Annotated in this window: 19 protein-coding genes and 1 riboswitch; of the genes, 8 read left to right on the forward strand and 11 right to left on the reverse strand. The window is 72.4% G+C overall.

Annotated features, from left to right (window positions below; all coding sequences use genetic code 11):
* Positions 1–121: 121 nt before the first annotated feature.
* Positions 122–784, reverse strand: coding sequence for an AAA family ATPase (locus ACFVZH_RS18475; RefSeq protein WP_384898417.1), 663 nt, complete (start codon positions 782–784; stop codon positions 122–124).
* A 162-nt stretch (positions 785–946) separates the two neighbouring features.
* Positions 947–1,046: riboswitch (glycine riboswitch) on the forward strand.
* Positions 1,047–1,206: 160 nt separating this feature from the next.
* On the opposite strand from ACFVZH_RS18475, the gene gcvT reads away from it, so the two are divergent.
* The 4 genes from gcvT to ACFVZH_RS18495 all read left to right on the forward strand — a co-directional run bounded on the left by gcvT (position 1,207) and on the right by ACFVZH_RS18495 (position 5,604).
* A complete protein-coding gene (gcvT, locus tag ACFVZH_RS18480) occupies positions 1,207–2,331 on the forward strand; it encodes a glycine cleavage system aminomethyltransferase GcvT (protein ID WP_384898418.1) in 1,125 nt (374 codons plus the stop codon).
* A gap of 77 nt (positions 2,332–2,408) precedes the next feature.
* Positions 2,409–2,789: a glycine cleavage system protein GcvH gene (gene gcvH, locus ACFVZH_RS18485; RefSeq protein ID WP_384898419.1), complete on the forward strand. Its 381-nt coding sequence runs from the start codon at positions 2,409–2,411 to the stop codon at positions 2,787–2,789.
* A gap of 32 nt (positions 2,790–2,821) precedes the next feature.
* Positions 2,822–4,081 (forward strand): serine hydroxymethyltransferase, encoded by a 1,260-nt coding sequence (gene glyA, locus ACFVZH_RS18490; RefSeq protein ID WP_384898420.1) that lies wholly within the window; start codon positions 2,822–2,824, stop codon positions 4,079–4,081.
* 152 nt (positions 4,082–4,233) lie between these two features.
* Complete coding sequence (locus tag ACFVZH_RS18495; RefSeq protein WP_384898421.1) at positions 4,234–5,604, forward strand: L-serine ammonia-lyase; 1,371 nt, start codon at positions 4,234–4,236, stop codon at positions 5,602–5,604.
* A 58-nt stretch (positions 5,605–5,662) separates the two neighbouring features.
* Here ACFVZH_RS18495 and ACFVZH_RS18500 read toward each other — a convergent pair whose 3' ends face one another.
* From ACFVZH_RS18500 to ACFVZH_RS18510, 3 genes are all read right to left on the reverse strand, one after another.
* Positions 5,663–5,905: a hypothetical protein gene (locus tag ACFVZH_RS18500; RefSeq protein WP_384898422.1), complete on the reverse strand. Its 243-nt coding sequence runs from the start codon at positions 5,903–5,905 to the stop codon at positions 5,663–5,665.
* A 208-nt stretch (positions 5,906–6,113) separates the two neighbouring features.
* Positions 6,114–7,022 (reverse strand): CopD family protein, encoded by a 909-nt coding sequence (locus ACFVZH_RS18505; RefSeq protein ID WP_384898423.1) that lies wholly within the window; start codon positions 7,020–7,022, stop codon positions 6,114–6,116.
* Between the two features lie 68 nt (positions 7,023–7,090).
* Positions 7,091–7,306 (reverse strand): EF-hand domain-containing protein, encoded by a 216-nt coding sequence (locus ACFVZH_RS18510; RefSeq protein ID WP_366309227.1) that lies wholly within the window; start codon positions 7,304–7,306, stop codon positions 7,091–7,093.
* Between the two features lie 74 nt (positions 7,307–7,380).
* Here ACFVZH_RS18510 and ACFVZH_RS18515 point away from each other — a divergent pair, with 74 nt between their 5' ends.
* Positions 7,381–8,019, forward strand: a complete 639-nt coding sequence (locus ACFVZH_RS18515; protein ID WP_384898424.1) for a GNAT family N-acetyltransferase — start codon at positions 7,381–7,383, stop codon at positions 8,017–8,019.
* A gap of 3 nt (positions 8,020–8,022) precedes the next feature.
* On the opposite strand, the gene ACFVZH_RS18520 is transcribed toward ACFVZH_RS18515, so the two are convergent.
* The 6 genes from ACFVZH_RS18520 to ACFVZH_RS18545 form a co-directional block, all read right to left on the reverse strand.
* Complete coding sequence (locus ACFVZH_RS18520; protein WP_384898425.1) at positions 8,023–9,216, reverse strand: YncE family protein; 1,194 nt, start codon at positions 9,214–9,216, stop codon at positions 8,023–8,025.
* Positions 9,216–9,980: a polysaccharide deacetylase family protein gene (locus ACFVZH_RS18525; RefSeq protein ID WP_384898426.1), complete on the reverse strand. Its 765-nt coding sequence runs from the start codon at positions 9,978–9,980 to the stop codon at positions 9,216–9,218. The genes ACFVZH_RS18520 and ACFVZH_RS18525 overlap by 1 nt, the downstream gene beginning before the upstream one ends.
* A gap of 428 nt (positions 9,981–10,408) precedes the next feature.
* Complete coding sequence (locus ACFVZH_RS18530; protein WP_384898427.1) at positions 10,409–10,915, reverse strand: ATP-binding protein; 507 nt, start codon at positions 10,913–10,915, stop codon at positions 10,409–10,411.
* 97 nt (positions 10,916–11,012) lie between these two features.
* Positions 11,013–11,780 (reverse strand): enoyl-CoA hydratase/isomerase family protein, encoded by a 768-nt coding sequence (locus tag ACFVZH_RS18535; protein ID WP_384898428.1) that lies wholly within the window; start codon positions 11,778–11,780, stop codon positions 11,013–11,015.
* Positions 11,781–11,887: 107 nt separating this feature from the next.
* Positions 11,888–13,153 carry an Ig-like domain-containing protein gene (locus ACFVZH_RS18540; RefSeq protein WP_384898429.1) on the reverse strand — a complete coding sequence of 422 codons (1,266 nt, stop codon included), beginning with the start codon at positions 13,151–13,153 and terminating at the stop codon, positions 11,888–11,890.
* Between the two features lie 174 nt (positions 13,154–13,327).
* A complete protein-coding gene (locus ACFVZH_RS18545) occupies positions 13,328–14,566 on the reverse strand; it encodes an Ig-like domain-containing protein (RefSeq protein WP_384898430.1) in 1,239 nt (412 codons plus the stop codon).
* Positions 14,567–14,709: 143 nt separating this feature from the next.
* Between ACFVZH_RS18545 and glgX the strand changes: the two genes are divergently transcribed.
* From glgX to ACFVZH_RS18560, 3 genes are all read left to right on the forward strand, one after another.
* Positions 14,710–16,914, forward strand: a complete 2,205-nt coding sequence (gene glgX, locus ACFVZH_RS18550; protein ID WP_384898431.1) for a glycogen debranching protein GlgX — start codon at positions 14,710–14,712, stop codon at positions 16,912–16,914.
* Positions 16,915–17,296: 382 nt separating this feature from the next.
* Positions 17,297–19,162 carry an ABC transporter ATP-binding protein gene (locus tag ACFVZH_RS18555; protein WP_384898432.1) on the forward strand — a complete coding sequence of 622 codons (1,866 nt, stop codon included), beginning with the start codon at positions 17,297–17,299 and terminating at the stop codon, positions 19,160–19,162.
* Positions 19,159–21,000 carry an ABC transporter ATP-binding protein gene (locus tag ACFVZH_RS18560; protein WP_384898433.1) on the forward strand — a complete coding sequence of 614 codons (1,842 nt, stop codon included), beginning with the start codon at positions 19,159–19,161 and terminating at the stop codon, positions 20,998–21,000. Before ACFVZH_RS18555 ends, ACFVZH_RS18560 begins: the two co-directional genes overlap by 4 nt.
* Before the next feature lie 50 nt (positions 21,001–21,050).
* Here the strand turns inward: ACFVZH_RS18560 and ACFVZH_RS18565 are convergent, their stop codons facing one another.
* On the reverse strand, positions 21,051–21,317 hold the full coding sequence (locus tag ACFVZH_RS18565) for a hypothetical protein (RefSeq protein ID WP_384898434.1): 267 nt from the start codon (positions 21,315–21,317) through the stop codon (positions 21,051–21,053).
* Positions 21,318–21,328 lie beyond the last annotated feature (11 nt).

Below are 21,328 nucleotides of genomic sequence, written 5' to 3' on the forward strand. Positions count from 1 at the left end.
CGGTCGCCTTTCCCCTTCTCGCACGGCCTGCCGCAACGGCCGCCCGGCAGCACCCTAACGCCGCCCCGGCGCCGCCGTGGCCAAAAGGTGAAGGGTAAGGGCCCGGGCGGACCCCGGACCGTCAGGCGGCCTCGCGGAAGGAGATGCGACGCAGGGTGTCGGCCGCGGCGCGGTCGAGGAGGGTGACGGAGGCGCAGCCGGGCGGGAGGCTGCCGGATTCGGCGGCCCTCAGCAGCCGGCCGACGGCCCGGCGGTGCCGCGCGAAGGCGTAGGCGGAGACGCCGCGGCCGCGGGCGTGCTGGCCGGCCCGGGCGGTGTCCGGGGTGACGTCGAGGAGGATCAGATGGAGGGCGCGGCCCCGGCGGCGGGCCTCGCGCGCGAGCCAGCCGCGCACCCAGGACTGGGTGCCGCAGTCGTGGACGATCACGCTCGCACCGGCGCGCAGGGCGCGGCGGAGCCCGGCGTAGTGGGCGAGCCGGACGAGGGGGCGGTAGACGGCGTAGGGCAGGAGGCGGGGCATCCGGGCCTCCCAGCGCTCGCGGGCGTCCTGGGAGTCGACGCCGTGGCCCTCGGCGGCTCTCCGCATGAGGGTGGACTTGCCGCTGCCGGGCAGCCCGGAGACGACCACGAGGTCACCGGCGGCGAAGGTGAGGGCGCGGGGGCCTCGGCCGCCGCGCTCGCGCAGGTCCCGCAGGAGCCGGCCGCGACCGCGGGTCCGGGCACGGGCCCGTTGGGTCGGTATGCCGGTACTGGTCGCGTATGCGCCGGTGTGCCGGATCCTCATCGCTCGCTCCCCCTGTCGGGTCTCAGGAGACCTGAGGAGACCCTTGCCCACGCAGTGTAAAGAAACGGTAATGGCACACAAGCGATTTGCCCCGCCGACACCGCGTGCAATGATGTGCCCGCCAGGCGCGCACAGTCGCCACACAATCGCATACCGGCCGCTCGAATCCGCGCGGGAGAGTTCCGGACCGCCGAGCGCGTCCGGACGCCGAAGGAGCAAGACCCTCCCTTGAATCTCTCAGGCCCCGTACCGCGCGGATGAGGCAGATCTGAAAAGCGGGACACGTCACGTGTCCCCACCCAAGGTGCAAGCCGAGGATGCCCTCGGTGAACCTCTCAGGTTCCATGACAGATGGGGAGGACGTCCTCGCCCGTCATGTGTTTTCGTCACCGATCACGCCCTTGGGACCCGGGAGCCACCCCATGAGCACTGCCCCCCGTCTGACCGCCCTCGATGCCCTGCATCGTTCGCTGGGCGCGACCATGACCGACTTCGCGGGCTGGGACATGCCGCTCCGGTACGGCAGCGAGCGCGACGAGCACGTCGCCGTCCGCACGCACGCCGGCCTCTTCGACCTCTCCCACATGGGCGAGATCACCGTCACCGGCCCGCAGGCCGTCGAGCTCCTCGACCACGCCCTGGTCGGCAACATCTCCACGGTGGGCCTCGGCCGCGCCCGCTACACGATGATCTGCCAGGAGGACGGCGGCATCCTCGACGACCTGATCGTCTACCGGCTGGGCGAGACGGAGTACATGGTCGTCGCCAACGCCTCCAACGCGCAGATCGTCCTGGACGCGCTGGTGGCGCGCTCGGAGGGCTTCGACGCCGAGGTCCGCGACGACCGCGACGCGTACGCCCTGATCGCGGTGCAGGGCCCGGAGTCCCCCGGCATCCTGAAGTCGCTCACCGACGCCGACCTGGACGGGCTGAAGTACTACGCCGGCCTGCCCGGCACGGTCGCGGGCGTGCCCGCGCTGATCGCCCGTACCGGCTACACCGGCGAGGACGGCTTCGAGCTGTTCCTGAAGCCGGAGCACGCCGAGGGCGTGTGGAAGGCCCTGACCGAGGCGGGCGCCCCGGTCGGCCTGATCCCCTGCGGCCTGTCCTGCCGCGACACGCTCCGCCTGGAGGCGGGCATGCCGCTGTACGGCCACGAGCTGACCACCGCCCTCACCCCCTTCGACGCCGGCCTCGGTCGTGTCGTCAAGTTCGAGAAGACGACCAACGAGGGCCGCTTCGTCGGTCGTGAGGCGCTGGAGAAGGCCGCCGAGCGCGCCGAGACCGCCCCGCCGCGCAAGCTCGTCGGCCTGATCGCCGAGGGCCGCCGGGTGCCGCGCGCCGGGTTCTCCGTCGTCAAGGACGGCGTGGTGATCGGCGAGGTGACCTCCGGCGCCCCGTCCCCGACGCTCGGCAAGCCGATCGCGATCGCCTACGTGGACGCGGCGCACGCCGCTCCGGGCACCGAGGGTGTAGGTGTGGACATCCGCGGCACCCACGAGCCGTACGAGGTCGTCGCGCTGCCGTTCTACAAGCGCCAGAAGTGACGCATCCGTCTCACTCCGCGTCTCACCCCGTAAGACCCACGTTCATCAGCACTCCCTCGATCCAGGAGAATCAGGTCATGAGCAACCCCCAGCAGCTGCGCTACACCAAGGAGCACGAGTGGCTGTCGGACGCCGTGGACGGCGTCGCGACGATCGGCATCACGGAGTTCGCCGCCAACGCGCTCGGTGACGTCGTCTACGCCCAGCTCCCCGCTGTCGGCGACACCGTCACCGCGGGCGACACCTGCGGCGAGCTGGAGTCGACGAAGTCCGTCAGCGACCTCTACTCCCCCGTCACGGGCGAGGTCGTCGAGGCCAACCAGGACGTGGTGGACGACCCGTCCCTGGTGAACACGGCTCCGTTCGAGGGTGGCTGGCTGTTCAAGGTGCGCGTCTCGGGTGAGCCGGCCGAGCTGCTCACCGTCGACGAGTACACCGCGTTCTCCGCCGGGAACTGAGACCGGGCCCGAGACCCCTTAGGGATCGATTCATGTCGCTTCTGAACACTCCCCTCCACGAGCTGGACCCCGACGTCGCCGCCGCCGTCGACGCCGAGCTCCGCCGTCAGCAGTCCACCCTCGAGATGATCGCGTCGGAGAACTGCGCTCCGGTCGCGGTCATGGAGGCCCAGGGCTCCGTCCTCACCAACAAGTACGCCGAGGGTTACCCGGGCCGCCGCTACTACGGCGGCTGCGAGCACGTCGACGTGGCCGAGCAGATCGCGATCGACCGGGTCAAGGACCTGTTCGGCGCCGAGTACGCCAACGTCCAGCCGCACTCCGGCGCCTCCGCGAACCAGGCCGCCCTCTTCGCGATCGCCCAGCCCGGCGACACGATCCTGGGTCTGGACCTGGCGCACGGCGGTCACCTGACCCACGGCATGCGCCTGAACTTCTCGGGCAAGCAGTTCAACGTGGTCGCGTACCACGTGGACGAGGCCGGTCTGGTCGACATGGCCGAGGTCGAGCGCCTCGCCAAGGAGCACCGCCCCAAGGTGATCATCGCGGGCTGGTCCGCCTACCCGCGTCAGCTGGACTTCGCCGAGTTCCGCCGGATCGCCGACGAGGTCGAGGCGTACCTGTGGGTCGACATGGCCCACTTCGCGGGTCTGGTCGCGGCCGGTCTGCACCCGAACCCGGTCGAGTACGCGGACGTGGTGACCTCCACCACGCACAAGACGCTCGGCGGCCCCCGCGGCGGCATCATCCTGGCGAAGAAGGAGTTCGCGAAGAAGCTGAACTCCTCGGTCTTCCCCGGTTTCCAGGGCGGCCCGCTGGAGCACGTGATCGCGGCCAAGGCCGTCTCCTTCAAGGTCGCGGCCTCGGAGGAGTTCAAGGAGCGCCAGCAGCGCACCCTGGACGGCGCCCGCATCATCGCCGAGCGCCTGGTCCAGGACGACGTCACCGCGCACGGTGTCTCGGTCCTGTCCGGCGGTACGGACGTGCACCTGCTCCTCGTCGACCTGCGCGACAGCGAGCTGGACGGCCAGCAGGCCGAGGACCGTCTCCACGAGGTCGGCATCACGGTCAACCGGAACGCCGTTCCGAACGACCCGCGCCCGCCGATGGTCACCTCGGGTCTGCGCATCGGTACGCCGGCGCTGGCGACCCGCGGTTTCCAGGCGGAGGACTTCACCGAGGTCGCCGACATCATCGCGGAGACCCTGAAGCCCGGCTTCGACGCCGAGTCCCTCAAGGCCCGGGTCACCGCGCTGGCGGACAAGCACCCGCTGTACCCCGGCCTGAAGTAATTTCGTACGCTTTTGTTCGTACGAAGCTCCGGGGCACCGCGCACACTGGACAGTGAGCGCGGTGCCCCCGCTCTTGGCGTCACGCCCCACCACACGCTCTTCTGCACCACCCCGGCAGACAACGGCGTCTAGCCCCCACAAGGAGTCCTCCCGTGGCCATCTCGGTCTTCGACCTGTTCTCGATCGGCATCGGCCCGTCGAGCTCCCACACGGTGGGTCCCATGCGTGCGGCCCGGATGTTCGCGCGCCGGCTGAAGAACGAGGGGCTGCTCGCCCACACCGCGGCGATACGGGCCGAGCTGTACGGCTCGCTCGGCGCGACGGGCCACGGCCACGGCACCCCCAAGGCGGTCCTGCTCGGCCTGGAGGGCAACTCGCCCCGGACGGTGAACGTCGAGACGGCCGACGACGAGTTCGAGCGGATCAAGGCGAGCGGCCGGATCAACCTGCTCGGCGCCCACGAGATCCCCTTCGACTTCGACGCCGACCTGGTCCTGCACCGGCGCAAGGCGCTCCCGTACCACGCCAACGGCATGACGGTCTTCGCGTACGACGCGGAGGGCGCGCTCGTCCTGGAGAAGACGTACTACTCGGTCGGCGGCGGCTTCGTCGTGGACGAGGACGCCGTGGCGGGCGAGAACCCGATCGTCCCCGACGACACCGTCCTGAAGTACCCCTTCCGCACCGGTGACGAGCTGCTCCGCCTCGCCAAGGAGACCGGTCTGTCGATCTCCTCGATGATGCTGGAGAACGAGAAGGCGTGGCGCACCGAGGACGAGATCCGCGCCGGCCTCCTGGAGATCTGGCGGGTCATGCAGTCCTGCGTCTCGCGCGGCATGGCCCGCGAGGGCATCCTGCCCGGCGGCCTGAAGGTGCGCCGGCGTGCCGCGACCTCCGCCCGGAAGCTGCGCTCCGAGGGCGACCCGGCGGCGCACGCCATGGAGTGGATCACCCTGTACGCGATGGCCGTGAACGAGGAGAACGCGGCGGGCGGCCGGGTGGTCACCGCCCCGACGAACGGCGCGGCCGGCATCATCCCGGCGGTCCTGCACTACTACATGAACTTCGTGCCCGGCGCCGACGACGACGGCATCGTCCGCTTCATGCTCGCGGCGGGCGCGGTCGGCATGCTCTTCAAGGAGAACGCGTCCATCTCCGGCGCCGAGGTCGGCTGCCAGGGCGAGGTCGGCTCGGCCTGCTCGATGGCCGCCGGCGCCCTCGCCGAGGTCCTCGGCGGCACCCCTGAGCAGGTGGAGAACGCGGCCGAGATCGGCATGGAGCACAACCTGGGCCTGACCTGCGACCCGGTCGGCGGCCTGGTCCAGATCCCGTGCATCGAGCGGAACGGCATGGCGGCGGTCAAGGCCGTCACGGCGGCGAAGATGTCGATGCGCGGCGACGGCAGCCACCTGGTCTCCCTCGACAAGGTCATCAAGACCATGAAGGAGACCGGTGCCGACATGAGCGTGAAGTACAAGGAGACCGCGCGCGGCGGTCTCGCGGTGAACATCATCGAGTGCTGAACCGTTCACCCGCACGGCCGGCCCCGGACTTCCCGGGGCCGGCCGTTTCGCGTTCCGGTCAGGCGCGGACCCAGAGGACGATGACGTCCGGGCGGGTGGAGCTGAGGGGCTCGCAGAAGAAGATCGGGCCCCAGATCTGGTAGCCGGCCTTGCCGGTGGCCTGGCAGTCGGCGTACGAGACGTGGTGGCTGCGCGGGTACCAGCCGGGGCCGGGAGCCGCCTCGGCGGTGGCGGCGGTGCCGAGTGCGAGGGCCCCGGCGGTGACGGCGGTGGCGAGTGCGGCTGCTGTGCGACGGTACATGGCATTGCCTCCTGAAAACGCCGGGATGCCCCGGCGGAGTGCGTGACGATGCGATGTGGTGCGGTACGTACCGGCTGCGCAGCCGGGGAAGAACGTACCGTCGCGGACAGAGCCGCACAATAGGTCTAGGCCAATGCGTCAGGTCGCTCCGGTCGCGCCCGTCACGCCGGGGCCGGCACCACGCTCCGGCCCGCCCCGTCGGTCTCGGTCAGGGCACGAGGCCGCGGGGGTCGGGGACCACGGTGAGCAGGACCGAGACGACCACGATCGCGGCGAGGACGGACATCTCCACGCGCGCGGGTGCCTGGGCGTTCGCGCCCGACAGCATCCGTCCCCGGGCGGCGAGCGCCAGCAGGCTCGCCCCGCCGAACAGCACCAGCTTCACCAGCAGGAGCCGCCCGTAGGCGGTGGTCAGGACGGCGTCCAGCGGCAGCCTGCGGAGCGTCGAGGCGGTGCCGGTGACCGCGAGGGCGGCGTAGACCCAGGCGGCCATCCGGGCGTAGCGGACGAGGACGTCCCGCCCGCCGCCGCGCAGCCGCATGGTGCGGAGCACGTACAGGAGGGTGCCTGTCCAGAGCGAGGCGGCCGTGAGGTGGACGACGGTCAGACCGGTCCCGAGGGCCTGCTGGTACGCCTCCGGGTGGGCGCGCATCGCCTCGGCGCCGACGGCGACGGCGAGCGGCAGGACGGCGAGGCCGGGTCGGCGGGAGGCCGCGCAGAAGGCGGCGAGGGCGAAGGCGTTGGCGGTCACGAGGAGCAGGCGGCCCTCGCGCAGCCCGTACACGACGGTGGGGCTCAGCCCGCTGACGGCCCAGAAGAGCAGCAGGAGTCCGGCGGAGGCGGCCGCGGCGAGCAGCGCGGCGGGCAGGGCCAGGCTCCGGGGCAGGGGTCCCCCGCCGGCGATCCTGCGTCCGGCGAGTTCGCCGATGTGGACGGCGAGGCCGGTGAGGACGAGGAGCCTCAGGAGGGAGGTGGTGCCGGCGGCGGGTATCCGCAGTTCGCCGGTGCCCGTCTGCGCGAGACCGGCGCCCAGCAGGACGACGGCGAGGACGGCGACCGCGGCGACGACCGCGGCCGTCAGACGGCTCGGGATACCGAAGGGTCCGGGAAGCGTCACCGGTCGATCGTCACCGAGCCCCGGACGGGCGGCAACTCAGCGTTGCGTCGCCCGCCCCGGCCGGTGGGTCACGCCTTGCTGTAGTGCGCCCAGAACTCGTCCCAGGACAGCACGCCGTCACCGTTGTCGTCGCGCTGCTTGATGAGCACCTCGGCGACCGTCTCGGTGACGTTGAAGTCGCCCAGCTGCGCCATGACGCTCTTGTACTCCGCGGCGGTGATGAAGCCGTCCCCGTCCACGTCGAACTTGTTGAATGCCGTGCGTGCCGACTCGATGTCCGCCACTGCTTCCGCCCCTTCTTGGTGCTTGTCTGACGGGGGTCAGATTAGCTGGCCCGCCGCTGCCGGATGATGGGGGTATGAGCGACGAGGTGGCACGGATACTGGCGGAGGCGGCGCGCGGGGAGTTTCCGCCCCCGGACGGTTCGACGACGGTGGTGCCGCAGCCGGGCCCCCGGGACGCCGGGGTGCTGGCCTTCACCGCCCACTCGGTGGTCTTCACGGACGCGGACCCCGACTGGGTGCGGGCCGAGCTGGCGGCCACGTCGAGCGACCCGCTCGCGGCGAGCATGAACCCGGGGTTCCTGACGGCGCTGATGGCCCGCACCGGCCGGCAGATGAACACCATCGACCTGCTGACCGTGGCCGACGCCCTGCCCGGCGCGCCCCCGCTGCCGCTCCGCGAGATCGAGGACCCGGACCACCCCCGGGTGGCCCGGGCGCTGAAGTTCCGCGACGAGGTCAGCGTGTGGGCGGCCGACGGCGGGGTGCTGGTGCTGGGCCGCGGTGTCGCCGGCCGCTGGGAGGCGGCGATCGAGGTGGACGAGGCGGTGCGCCACCGGGGTCTGGGCCGGGCCCTGGCGACGGCCGCCCGCCACCTCACGCCCGGCGGGGTGGTGTGGGCCCAGCAGTCCCCCGGCAACGCCCGCAGCGTCCGGGTCTTCCAGGCGGCGGGCTACCGCCCGGTGGCGTCGGAGGCGCTGCTGGTCGCCGGGTGACGGCTATCTGAAGATGCCCGTGTGGCCGAGGGAGTAGCGGCCGGGCTGGGGGTAGACGGCGAGGCCGTGGGGGCCGCTGCCGACGGGGATGCGGGCGAGCTGCCGGCCGGTGGCGGTGTCGATGGCGTACACCTCGGAGTCGTAGCGGCCGGAGAGCCACAGGACCTTGCCGTCGGCGGAGACGCCGCCCATGTCGGGGGAGCCGCCGTCCGGCAGCCGCCACTTCTTGGTCAGCTTGTTCTTCCCGAAGTCGAAGACGGAGATCGAGCCCTCGCCGCGGTTGGGGATGTACATCTCGCGGGAGTCCCGGCTGATGTAGAGGCCGTGGGCGCCCTTGCCGGTGGGCAGCAGGGTGGGGGTGGTGAACGCGTCGCCGTCCAGGACCCACACGCCGTGGGCCATCATGTCTGCGACGTAGAAGGTCTTTCCGTCCGGCGAGATCTTCACGTCCTGCGGCATGGCGCCCTGGAAGGGCAGTTTCTGCTGGCCGACGACCTCCATCTTCTCGGTGTCGACCTTGAGCAGCTCGCCGGAGAACTCGCAGGAGACGACGAAGTAGCGGCCGTCGGCGGAGAAGTCGGCGTGGTTGACGCCGTAGCAGCTGACCGGGAGGGACTTCTTCCGTTCCATCGTGTGCGGGTCGCGGAAGACGAGTTCGCGGTCGAGCGAGGCCATGACGACGGCGTACTTGCCGTCGGGCGTGAAGTAGAGGTTGTACGGGTCGTGGACCTCGACGGGTTTGCCGGCGACGCCGGTGGCGGGGTCGATGGGGGTGAGGGTGTGGCCCCGGTTGTTGTTGACCCAGAGGGTCTTCAAGTCCCAGGAGGGGACGACGTGCTGGGGCTGGACGCCGACCGGGATGGTCTCGACGACCCGGTAGGTGGCGGGGTCGATCACCGAGACGGTGTTGGAGTTGGTGTTGGGGACGTAGACCCGGGAGGGGAAGTTCCGCACGGCCGGGGCGAGTCGGCCGGGCCGGTCGGCGGCGTAGACGTCCTTCGGGTCGAGGAGGGGCGGCATGCCGGGGAGTCCGGCGGGGGCGGCGGCCGGCTTGGGCACGGCGGGGGCGGCGGCCTTCTTCACGACCGTGCCGCCGCCCGGGTCGCCGGTGCCGCAGCCCGCGAGGCCGGCGAGGAGGGCGGCGGCGAGGAGGGTCCTGGTTCGCGCCGTGACGTGTCTCTGCGTGCGGTGGGCCATCAGGTCAGCAGCTCCGTGGTGGTGACCGCGCGCAGCCCGCGGCGGTCGAGGTCGGCGAGGAGGAGGGGCAGCGCGGCGGCGGTGTCCGGGTAGCCGAAGTGCAGGCTGACCACCGAGCCGGCCCGGACGGTGCCGGTGACGTTGCGGACGACGGCGGCGGCGCCGGGTGAGGTGAAGTCGAGGGAGTCGACGTCGTACGAGAGGACGTGCGGGTATCCGGCGCGGCGGGCGGCGCGCAGGACGGCGGGGGCGGCGTGCCGGGTGCGGGAGGGCCGGAACCAGGTGCCGACGGAGCCGGTGAGCCGGCGCAGCCGGGTGGCGCAGGCCGCGATCTCGGCGTGGGCCTCGGCCTCGGTCATGGCGTTGACGTCGATGTGGTGCTGGGTGTGGTTGCCGAGGTCGTGTCCGCCGTCGAGGACGCGGCGGGCGAGGTCGGGGTGGTCGTCGAGCCAGCTGCCGACGGCGAGGACGGTGACGCGGGCGCCGGCCTCCTCGGCCTGGCCCAGGAGGGTGCGGGCGAGGGCGGGGTCGCCCTGGCCGTGGAAGGTGAGGGCGACGCGGGGCCGGTCGCGGGGGCCGTGCGCGATCTCGTCGGGGTATCCGGCGAAGCGTCGGGGGGCGGGGGCGACGGCGGGCGCGGGGCGCCGTGCCGCGGCGGCGGGGGGCACGGGGCGGGGTTCCGTACCGCAGGCGGTGGCGAGGGCTCCCACGAGGGCGGCGGCCGCGCCCGTCCGGAGGGCTCCTCGGCGGTCGGTCGGCTTCACACGGCCATTTAAAGGCTACTTCGCCCGATTTATTATGATTAGGCCATTTCAGGACGTTTGCCCACCACGTCGCCATGTCCACCATGCGGACGATCCCGGGAAACAAGCGATGAACCGCATAGTCATTCAATGTTTTCAAGGCGAGTGCTGCACGTCACCAACGATTCATTGTTAAACTGTCCGGTTTTGACCCCTCTTGCCCCGGTAGAGACTTTTGGCGACAAGGCCACCTGTCTGCCATAGTCGGAGACACGACCCCCATTGACCCGGGCCAGGTCGACTTAGCAGCCGTGGATACACCCCCCCGTCCACGGCGCATCACACGGAAGCCCCCAGGTGCCTCACCACGGCACACGGGGGCTTCCGTGCGTCCGGGTGCGATCCGGGGGGCGAGGCGGGGACGGTCCGGGGGCGAGGCGGGGACGGGCTCAGGGGCGGTCGGCGACCCGCATCTCGAACCAGGTCGTCTTGCCGCGCGGAGCCAGGTCCACGCCCCAGCGGTCCGAGAGCTTGTCGACGAGGAAGAGCCCGCGGCCGCTCGTGTCGAGCTCGCCCACCGGCATCAGGCACGGCAGCCCGCGCGAGGGGTCGCGGACCTCGATCCGGATCCAGCCGCGCCGCCGCTGGAGCCGCAGCGCGAAGACCCGGGCACCGGTGTGCCGGACCGCGTTCCCGACGAGCTCCGAGACGAGGAGCACCGCGTGCTCGGCGATCTGCGGGCCGAGCCCCCACTGACGCAGGATCACATGCTGGGTCAGCCTGCGGGCCACCCACGCCGACTCGGGGCGGGACGGCAGCCGGACATCCTCCTCGGCCGGGTTGCCGTACAACTCCACTGCGTCGGCGGCCTGTTCGTCATCCGCGGCCGGTGACCAGCGCGCGGCGGCGGCGCTGCCGCGCTGCCAAGGTTGTTCCCTACCCTCCAGGCCCGCCATGCCCCCCATCATGGCCGTACGGAGCCGTCCGCGGGGGCCGTTCCGGTGGAATCGGCCCCCCGCGGACCACACCCCGGGTCACGTGCCGGGGCACGTGTCAGGCGAACTTCGCCTTGCCCGGGCCCTCCTCGACGAAGCTGCGCATCCCGCGCTCGCGGTCCTCGGTCGCGAACAGGCCGGCGAACCAGGTGCGCTCGATGGCGAGACCGGTGTCGATGTCGGCCTCCAGGCCCTGGTCGATCGCCTCCTTCGCGGCCCGCAGCGCGATCGCGGGGCCCTGCGCCAGCTTGGCGGCCCAGGCGTGCGCCTGCTCGTACACCTCGGCGGCCGGGACGACCCGGTCGACCAGACCGAGCGTCAGCGCCTCGTCGGCCTTCACCATCCGGCCGGTGAAGATGAGGTCCTTGGCCCGGGAGGGACCGATCAGGCGCGACAGGCGCTGCGTGCCGCCCGCGCCCGGGATGAGGCCGAGCAGGATCTCCGGCTGGCCCAGCTTCGCGTTGTCGGCGGCGATCCGGTAGTCGGCGCAGAGCGCGAGCTCGCAGCCGCCGCCCAGCGCGTAACCGGTGATCGCGGCGACGACGGGCTTGGGGATGCGGGCGATCGCGGTGAAGGAGTCCTGGAGGGCGCGCGACCGCTTGACCATGGCCGCGTGGTCCATGACCTGCATCTCCTTGATGTCCGCGCCGGCCGCGAACACCTTCTCGCCGCCGTAGAGGATCACGGCCCGCACGTCGTCGCGGTCGGTCGCCTCCTCGGCCAGCTCGCGCAGCCGGTCCTGGACGGCGATGTCCAGGGCGTTCATCGGGGGACGGTCGAGGCGGATCGTGCCGACGCCGTCGGCGACTTCGAGGTTCACAGTCATGGAACGAAGGTTAGCGGCCGTTAACGACGAGGGACCCGGTGCTGTTGCTCACAGCACCGGGTCCCGGCCGGTCGTGCGTCCGCCGCGCGCGGGCGGCTAGGCGACGACTACGCGATCCACTCCGACCAGTCCATGTTCCAGCCGTTGAGGCCGTTCTCCGGCTTGATCTGCTTGTCCTTGGAGTTCTTCACGATGACGACGTCGCCGATGATCGAGCGGTCGAAGAACCAGGCCGCCGGGGTCGAGCTGTCGCCCGCGCCGCGCGCGTCCTCCAGACCGACGCAGCCGTGGCTGACGTTCGAGGAGCCGAAGGTGGACGACGAGGCCCAGTAGTTGCCGTGCACGAACGTGCCCGAGTCGGACAGACGCATCGCGTGCGGCACGTCCTTGATGTCGTACTCGCCGCCGAAGCCGACGGTGGCGCCGTTCATCCGGGTCACCTTGTACTTCTCGCTGATGACCATCTCGCCGTTGTACGTGGTCGTGGACGGGGCGCCCGCGGTGATCGGCAGGGTCTTGATGACGGTGCCGTCGCGCTCGACCTTCATCGTCTTGGCGCTCGCGTCGACGGTGGAGACCTGACGGCGGCCGATGGTGAAGGTGACCGTCTTCTTCTGCTTGCCGTAGACGCCCGGGCGGCCCTCGACGCCGTCCAGGTTGAGGTGCACGGTCACCTTGGTGCCGGCGGCCCAGTACTTCTCCGGGCGGAAGTCGAGGCGGTCGTTGCCGAACCAGTGCCCCTCGATCTGCACGGCCGGCTCGGCCGTCACCTTGACGGCCTTCTCGACGGCCTCGGGGTCGGTGATGCCCCGGGTGAAGTGGATGGAGACCGGCATGCCGACGCCGACGGTCGAACCGTCCTCCGGCGTGTAGTGGCCGATGAAGGTGTTCTTCGGGACCAGCGTGGTGAAGGTGGTGTCCTTCGCCGACTCGCGGCCCTCGCCGTCCTTCGCGATCGCGTGGACCTTGTACTGGGTGGCCGCGGCCAGGTGGGCGGTGGGCGACCAGCTGGCGCCGTCCGCCGCGATCTTGCCGTCGACCTCGGTGCCCTTGGAGTCGGCGACCGTGACCGTGGTCAGCTTGCCCTGCTCCGCGGTGACCTTGAGGGCCCCGCTGGTGGCGACCGCGTCGGCGCCGTCCTTCGGAAGGATCGTCACGACCGCCTGCGAGGCGGCGTTGTCCTGCTTGCCGCCGCCCTGCGCCGCCGGCCCCTGTCCCCCGGTACCGCTGCCGCCGGTCTCGCCGCCGCCGCAGGCGGTGAGCACCAGGAGCATCGCCCCCGCTGCCAGCGCCTGCAGCCGGACGCCCCCGCGTCGCCGGCCGCGACGCGCCGTCGCCCCTACCGATGCCCCCGATATCGGCTGCCCGTTCACTGTGGTCGTCTCCCCTCGCACGGCCTGGCAACCGCCACGGCCCCACCCCCGTGCGCATCCGATCGCGCACACAGCGCTAGACAATCACACCGCAGGACACGAAAGTTCCTCGTGTATGTCACCGTTCCGTCCCAGTCGACGTGCTAGAGGAGGCGGCGAGGAAGGGCCGGCCGGTCAACTCAGCGCGGAGCCGGCCCGCCACTGTTCCCAGTCCAGGTTCCAGCCTCCGAGGCCGTTGTCGGGAGCGACCTTCCGGTCACGGGAGTTGACGACCTCCACCACGTCGCCGACGAGCGTCCGGTCGAAGAACCAGCCCGCGGGCGACTCGGCGCTGCCGCCCTTGTCGTCGCGCAGCCCCACGCAGCCGTGGCTGACGTTGGCGGAGCCGAAGGTGGACGCCGAGGCCCAGTAGTTGCCGTGCAGGAAGGTGCCCGAGTCGGTGAGCCGCATCGCGTGCGGCACGTCCTTGATGTCGTACTCGCCGCCGAAGCCGACGGTCCGGCCGTCCATCCGCGTCACGTCGTACAGCTCCGTGACGACCATCTTCCCGTTGTACGTGGTGGTCTTCGGCGCCCCCGCGGTGATCGGCAGGGTGGCCAGGACCTGGCCGTCCCTGCGGACCTCCATCGTGTGCTCGGCGGCGTCGACCAGGGAGACCTGGGAGCGGCCGACGGTGAAGCCGACCGTCTTGCGCTGGATGCCGTAGACGCCGGGCGCGCCCTCGACGTCCCGCAGGCCCAGCTCGACGGTGACCTCGGTGCCCGGCCGCCAGTAGGCGGCGGGGCGGAAGTCCAGCCGCTCCTTGCCGAACCAGTGGCCGACCACCTCCACCGGCGGCACCGAGGTGACGCGGATGGCCCGCTCCACCTCGGTCCTGTTCTCGACGGGCCGGCTGAAGCCGAAGGAGACGATCATGCCGGTGCCGACCGTGGAACGGTTCTCCGGTTTGAAGTAGCCGATGAAGCGGCTCTCCGGCACCACGGTCGTGAAGGTGGTGTGGCGGGCCGAGCGGCGCCCGTGCGCGTCGAGCGCGACCGCGTCCACGTGGTACTTCGCGGACAGCGCGAGCCGGGTGCCGGCCCGCGGCCGCCAGCGCAGCCCGTCCGTGGAGACCTCCCCGGCCACTTGGGTCCGCTGGGCGTCCTCGACCTGGACGACCGTCACCCGTTCGAGCCGGCCGCTGTCCACCTTCACCTCGACCGGGCCCTCCGCCGGCACCGCCTTGCTGCCGTCCTCCGGGCTGACCCGGATGACATCCCCGGGGGCCCGGGCCTTGCCCGGCAGGGAGAGGTCGATGCCCCCTTCGCCGTCCGCGCCTGTGCAGCCCGCGAGGCCGGCGATCAGTCCCGCCACCGCCAGGGCGTACCTCGTCCGCTTCCATACTCGATTCACGCTCGGCCCAACGACGGCCACCCTCCAGGGGAAACGTGCGTGCGGGTCATGTTGGGAGCACGGCGGTGCGGGCAGAACAGGGGGAGAACCACGCGCGGGAGCGGCGGCCGGGACGCCGCCGCTCCCGCTGATGCGGGCCCGACGAGCCGCGGGAGGCCGGGACGGTGTCGAGCGCAGCCGAGCAGGAGGCGGTACACGAGCATGCCCTGGGGCGGGCCGGGCCACCCGTGTGGCCGGGGGCGCCGACCCCGCTCGGCGCCCGCTGCCGGGTCGGCCCCGGCGGGGTGGCGGGCACCAACTTCGCCCTGTGGGCGGGCGGCGCGGAGGCCGTTGAGCTGTGCCTCTTCGACGCGGACGGCACGGAGCGGCGGCTGCCGCTGACCGAGCTGACCCACGAGATCTGGCACGGCTTCGTGCCGGGGACGGGACCCGGGCAGCGGTACGGCTACCGGGTGCACGGGCGCTGGGACCCGTGGACGGGGGCCCGCTGGAACCCGTCGAAGCTGCTCCTCGACCCGTACGCGCGAGCCGTCGACGGCGACTTCGCGGCGCTGCTCCCGGAGGCGTACGGGCATGTGCGGGACTGGCCGCAGCAGCATGTGGCCGACACCGTCCGCGACGACCGGGACTCCGCCCCGTACGTCCCGAAGGGGGTCGTCGTCCACGACGACGACGACTGGTCGGACGACCGCAGGCCCAAGACTCCCTGGCAGGACTCGGTCATCTACGAGGTGCACGTCAAGGGCTTCACCCGGCTCCACCCCGGCATCCCCGAGCACCTGCGGGGCACCTACGCGGGGCTCGCCCATCCGGCGGCGATCGAGCACCTGACCGGTCTCGGGGTGACGGCCGTGGAGCTGCTGCCGGTCCACCAGTTCGCGCACGAGGACCACCTGCTGCGGCGCGGCCTGCGCAACTACTGGGGCTACAACTCGCTCGGCTACTTCGCCCCGCACGCCGGCTACTCCTCGTCCGGGACGACGGGCCAGCAGGTCGGCGAGTTCAAGCGGATGGTGCGGGCGCTGCACGCGGCCGGGATCGAGGTCATCCTCGACGTCGTCTACAACCACACGGCGGAGGCGGGCGAGCTGGGTCCCACCCTCTCCCTCAAGGGCATCGACAACCGCGGCTACTACCGGCTCCAGTCCGACGCCCGGCGGTACGCGGACTACACGGGCTGCGGCAACACCCTGCACGTCGTACAGCCGCAGGTGCTGCGGCTCATCACCGACTCGCTGCGGTACTGGGTCACGGAGATGGGCGTCGACGGCTTCCGCTTCGACCTGGCGGCGGCCCTCGCCCGCTCGATGCACGACGTCGACATGCTCTCGCCCTTCCTCGCCGTCATCGCCCAGGACCCGGTGCTGCGCCGGGTCAAGCTGATCGCCGAACCCTGGGACGTCGGCAACGGCGGCTACCAGGTCGGCGCGTTCCCCCCGCTCTGGACCGAGTGGAACGACCGCTACCGGGACGCCGTCCGGGACTTCTGGCGCGGTGCGCTGCCCGACGTCCGGGACCTCGGCTACCGGCTCTCCGGCTCCAGCGACCTGTACGCCTGGGGCGGACGGCGGCCGTACGCCTCCGTCAACTTCGTCACCGCGCACGACGGCTTCACCCTGCGCGACCTCGTCACGTACGAGCGCAAGCACAACGAGGCCAACGGCGAGGGCAACCGCGACGGCACCCACGACAACCGCTCCTGGAACTGCGGGACCGAGGGCGAGACCGACGACCCCGGGACCAACGCCCTGCGGCTGCGCCAGCAGCGCAACCTGCTCACCACCCTCCTGCTCTCCACCGGGGTGCCGATGCTGGTCTCCGGCGACGAGATGGGCCGCACCCAGGGCGGCAACAACAACGCGTACTGCCAGGACAACGAGATCGGCTGGCTCGACTGGTCCCTTCCGGACGACCCCGGCCGGGCCGGGCTCCTCGCCCTGACCCGCCGGCTGCTCGCGCTGCGCCACCGCCACCCGGTGCTGCGCCGCCGGGCCTTCTTCTCCGGCCGGCCGCAGCGCGCGGACGGGCTGCGGGACCTGGCCTGGTTCACCGCCGAGGGCGCCGAGATGACGGAGCACGACTGGTACGCGCCCACCGCCACGCTCGGGCTCTACCTGTCGGGCCGGGACATCCCGGGCCGGGACGAGCGCGGCGAGCGGATCACCGACGACAGCTTCCTCGCGGTCCTGCACGCCGGCTCCCGCCCGCTGGAGTTCCGTCTCCCGGGACCGCCCTGGGCGGCGACGTACGAACTCGTCGTGGACACCGCCCGGGCGGACCAGTCCCACGCCCCGGGCACGCGCCACGAGGGCGGCGGGACGATCACGGTCGCCGCCCGGTCGACGGTCCTGCTGCGGGTCGGGGGGTGAGCGGGCCGGGAGGGTGAGCGGGCCGGGGTGAGCGGGCCGGCGGAGGCGCCCCGGCCCGGCCACCACGGCGCGACGGCGGTGGCCGGGCGGAGCGAGGGTGCCCGTCCCTGTGGACCGGGGCGCGGTCCACAGGGGCACCCGAACCGCGGGCCGTCCCTTGAGCCCCCGTACGACGGGCCCGCGTGTCCGATCAGTGTCGGCCGGGGACCCTCCGCTGTCGTTGGCATCCGGCGCACGATTCCTTGACTCTGCGCGCATGCCCGGCGGCGGGCGACGAAACGGCCGCGCGGGGGCGGCGCGGCGGGCGCCACGGGCTCGGCGCGGGCTCGGCGCGGGAAAACCGGATGAGACGTGTCAGGGGTGAACCGTAAGGTCGGGCCTGATGCCCGAGAATCCTGTGCCCCCAGCGAACCCCCCGCGGACCCGAGACCGTTCGGCGGTGCGCGTCCTGCTGCGCCTGTGGCCGTACGTCCGGCCGGTCCGGGGACGGTGGTTCGCGGCGGCGGTCGTCGCGATCGTCGCGTCCTGTCTGTCGCTCGTCATCCCGCTCGTACTGAAGTGGATGGTGGACGGACCCATCACCGACCGGGACCCGGGCGGGGTGTGGCGGGGAGCGCTGTACCTGCTGCTGCTCGGCATCGCCGAGGCGCTGCTCTTCGGCTTCCGCCGCTGGCTGGTGGCGCGGCCGCTGTCGGGCGTCGAGGCGGGGATGCGGGCCGACCTGTACCACCGGCTCCAGCGGCTGCCGATCGCCTTCCACGACCGCTGGGCGTCCGGGCAGTTGCTCTCGCGCGGGACGACGGACCTCATGCTGGTCCGGATGTTCCTGGCGTTCCCGCTGACGTTCCTCCTGGTCAACACGGTGACGATCCTCGCGGGTTACGTGCTGCTGCTCGCCCAGGACTGGTCGCTCGGCCTGGTGCTGCTGACGCCCGTGCTGCCGCTGGTGATCGTCTGCTCGCTCTTCGAGAGCCGCTACGGGGTGGTCGCCCGCCGCGCCCAGGACCAGGTCGGCGACCTGACGACGGTCGTGGAGGAGAGCGTCCTCGGCATCCGGATCGTCAAGGGCTTCGGCCGGCACCGCAGCCAGGCGGACGCCTTCCGGGCGCTCTCGGGGCAGCTGCGGACCACCGAGCTGGCGAAGGCCCGGCTGCTCGCCATGATCTGGGCGGTCATCACCGTCGTACCGGAACTGGCCATCGGGGCGGCCCTCGTCCTCGGCACCGTGCAGGTCGCCGACGGCGACCTGTCGGCGGGCACGCTCGTCGCGTTCCTGTCGACGGCGCTGGCGCTGCGCTGGCCGGTCGAGTCGATCGGCTTCCTCCTCGCGATGAGCCAGGAGGCGGCGACCGCCACCGAGCGGTACTTCGAGGTGATGGACGCCGAGGAGGAGCCGGACACCCGGCCGGACACGACCCCGGACACCGCCCCGGCCACCACCCCGGCCACCCTCGCGGACACCGCCCCCGCCGCGGCCCGGGTGACCGGAGGCTCCGGCGGGGTGCGCTTCGAGCGCGTGACGTTCCGCTACCCGGACGCGCCCGAGGACGCCCCGCCCGTCCTGGACGGCGTCGACCTCCACATCCGCTCCGGCGAGACCCTCGCCCTGGTCGGCGGCACCGGCTCCGGCAAGACGACGCTCACCGCGCTCGTCCCCCGCCTGCACGAGACGACCGGCGGCCGGATCCTCCTCGACGGCGAGGACATCGCCCTCATGGACCGGGCCCGGCTGCGGTCCCTGGTGTCGATGGCCTTCGAGGAACCGACCCTGTTCTCCGCGAGCGTCGGCGAGAACGTCCTGATGGGCGCCGGGAGCACGGCCGGCGAGCGGGAGCTGCGGCGCGCCCTCGGCGTGGCCCAGGCGAACGCCTTCGTCGACCGGATGCCCGAGGGCACCGCCACCCAGGTCGGCGAACAGGGCCTGAGCCTCTCGGGCGGCCAGCGGCAGCGCCTCGCCCTCGCGCGGGCGGTCGTCGGCCGGCCCCGGTTCCTCATCCTCGACGACCCGCTGTCGGCGCTCGACGTGCACACCGAGGCCCGGGTGGAGGCCGCCCTGCGCGAGGTCCTCCGGGAGACGACGGCCCTGGTCGTGGCGCACCGCCCGTCGACGGTGATGCTCGCCGACCGGGTCGCGCTGCTCTCCCGGGGCCGGATCGCGGCGGTCGGCACCCACCAGGAACTGCTGCGCGGCAGCGAGGAGTACGCCTGGCTGATGTCCGGCGAGACCACGGCCCAGGAGGGGCGATGACGGACACCACGCTCGAGAAGAAGCCCGCGGACCCGGCGGACCCGGCGTCCGACCCCTTCGACCGGGACGACCTGCCCGCGCCGCCCGGCGCGACGGGCGCGCTCCTGCGCTCGCTGCTCGCCGCCCACCGGACCCGGGTGGCGTGCGCCGCGCTCGTCCTCCTGGTCAAGGAGGCCGCCGTGCAGGCGGGCCCGCTGCTCGTCGCGTACGCCATCGACCGCGGCGTCCCGGCCTTCCGCGCCGGCGACCACGGCCCCGTGGTGGCGGTGGCGCTCGGCTACCTCCTCTGCGCGGCCCTCTCCGGCCTCCTCCAGTACGTCTTCGTCCGGGTCGCCGCCCGCGTCAACCAGGACGTGCTGCTCGACCTGCGCGGCCGGATCTTCCGCCACGCCCAGGTGCTGAGCGTCGACTTCCACGAGCGGTACACCTCGGGCCGGCTGATCTCCCGCTCCACCACCGACGTCGAATCGCTGCGCGAGCTGCTCTCCGAGGGCCTCCAGGAACTGATCGGCGTCGTCCTCTCCTTCGTCTCCATCTCCCTCGTCCTGCTCTGGCTCGACCTGGGCATCGGAGCGGTGGCCGTCCTCTCCTTCGCACCCCTGTACCTGCTGGTCCGCGGCTACCGGCGGCGGGTGGGCGAGGTCTACACCCACCGGTCGACGGCGATCGCCGGCGTGATCGTGAAGTTCGCCGAGACGATGAACGGCATCCGCCCGGTCCGCGCGTTCCGCCGCGAGGAGGCCAACGACGCCGAGTTCGCGGTGCTCAACCGCCGCCACGAGCGCAGCAACGGCGACGCCCTCCTGGAGATGGCCCGCTACGTGGTGGGCTCCCGCCTGGTCGCGAACACGGCGGTCGCCGGGATGTGCCTCTGGGGCGCGTACCGGGTCGCCGGCGGCTCCCTCGAACTGGGCGTCCTGGCGGCTGCCGTGCTCTACATGCGGCGCCTGTACGACCCCATCGACCGGCTCGGCATGTTCCTCAACTCGTACGAGTCGGCCGCCGCCTCCCTCGCCAAGATCGCCGGCCTGCTCGCCCAGGAACCGGGAGTGCCCGAGACGGCCGCCCCCCGCGCCCTGCCGGAGCGCACCGGCTCACCGGGCCGCGAGGTCGTCTTCGACGGAGTCCGCTTCGCCTACCGCACGGGCGGCGAGGTGCTCCCCCGCTTCGGCCTGACGATCCCGGCGGGCCAGACGGTGGCGGTCGTCGGTGCCACGGGCGCGGGCAAGTCGACCCTCGCCAAGCTCCTCGCCCGCTTCTACGACCCCACCGACGGCCGGGTCCTCCTGGACGGCGTCGACCTCCGCGACCTCGCCACCCCGGACCTCCGGCGCGGGGTCGTCATGGTGACCCAGGAGGCGTTCCTCTTCTCAGGGACGGTCGCCGAGAACATCGCGATCGGCCGCCCCGACGCCACCCGCGACGAGATCGAGGCCGCGGCCAAGGCCATCGGCGCCCACGACTTCATCGCCGGCCTCCCCGACGGCTACGACACCGACGTCCGCAAGCGCGGCGGCCGCATCTCCGCGGGCCAGCGCCAGCTCGTCGCCTTCGCCCGCGCCCTCCTCGCCGACCCCGCGGTCCTCATCCTCGACGAGGCCACCAGTTCGCTCGACGTGCCGGGCGAGCGTGCGGTCCAGCAGGCGATGGACACCGTCCTGGCCGGCCGCACGGCCGTCGTCATCGCCCACCGGCTCTCCACCGTCGAGGTCGCCGACCGCGTCCTCGTCATGGAGTCCGGCCGCATCGTCGAGGACGGCCCGCCGGCCGCCCTGGTCACGGGCGAGGGTCACTACGCGGGCCTCCACCAGGCGTGGCGGGACAGCCTGGTGGGCTGAGAGCGGGACAGCCTGGTGGGCTGAGGGCGGGTCAGCGGTCCCCGGGGGCGTCAGCCCAGGGACGCGATGACGGCGCCGACGAGTGCCAGGAACAGGCCGCCGGGCGCCAGCACGGCCCCCAGGAACCGGAAGAAGCCCCGGCCGAACCGCGAGGGCTCCGTGAGCGACAGGTCCCCCGTGCGTGCCGCGGTCACGGCCCGTACCGCGTTGCGGCGCTCCACGGACCGGGTCGCCGCCCCGCGCAGGTCGAAGAGGAGCATCGTCCCCCAGACCGCGATGCCGATGCCCACCACCGCGATCCCGATCCCCGCCACCATCGCTGCTCCTC

This window comes from Streptomyces sp. NPDC059534, from assembly GCF_042743475.1.
GTDB lineage: Bacteria > Actinomycetota > Actinomycetes > Streptomycetales > Streptomycetaceae > Streptomyces.

Coding starts and splice junctions, on each gene's coding strand:
- ACFVZH_RS18475 (WP_384898417.1), bottom strand. CDS start 784: ATGAGGATCCGGCACACCGGCGCATACGCGACCAGTACCGGCATACCG.
- gcvT (WP_384898418.1), top strand. CDS start 1,207: ATGAGCACTGCCCCCCGTCTGACCGCCCTCGATGCCCTGCATCGTTCG.
- gcvH (WP_384898419.1), top strand. CDS start 2,409: ATGAGCAACCCCCAGCAGCTGCGCTACACCAAGGAGCACGAGTGGCTG.
- glyA (WP_384898420.1), top strand. CDS start 2,822: ATGTCGCTTCTGAACACTCCCCTCCACGAGCTGGACCCCGACGTCGCC.
- ACFVZH_RS18500 (WP_384898422.1), bottom strand. CDS start 5,905: ATGTACCGTCGCACAGCAGCCGCACTCGCCACCGCCGTCACCGCCGGG.
- ACFVZH_RS18515 (WP_384898424.1), top strand. CDS start 7,381: ATGAGCGACGAGGTGGCACGGATACTGGCGGAGGCGGCGCGCGGGGAG.
- ACFVZH_RS18520 (WP_384898425.1), bottom strand. CDS start 9,216: ATGGCCCACCGCACGCAGAGACACGTCACGGCGCGAACCAGGACCCTC.
- ACFVZH_RS18530 (WP_384898427.1), bottom strand. CDS start 10,915: ATGGCGGGCCTGGAGGGTAGGGAACAACCTTGGCAGCGCGGCAGCGCC.
- ACFVZH_RS18535 (WP_384898428.1), bottom strand. CDS start 11,780: ATGACTGTGAACCTCGAAGTCGCCGACGGCGTCGGCACGATCCGCCTC.
- ACFVZH_RS18555 (WP_384898432.1), top strand. CDS start 17,297: ATGCCCGAGAATCCTGTGCCCCCAGCGAACCCCCCGCGGACCCGAGAC.
- ACFVZH_RS18560 (WP_384898433.1), top strand. CDS start 19,159: ATGACGGACACCACGCTCGAGAAGAAGCCCGCGGACCCGGCGGACCCG.
- ACFVZH_RS18565 (WP_384898434.1), bottom strand. CDS start 21,317: ATGGTGGCGGGGATCGGGATCGCGGTGGTGGGCATCGGCATCGCGGTC.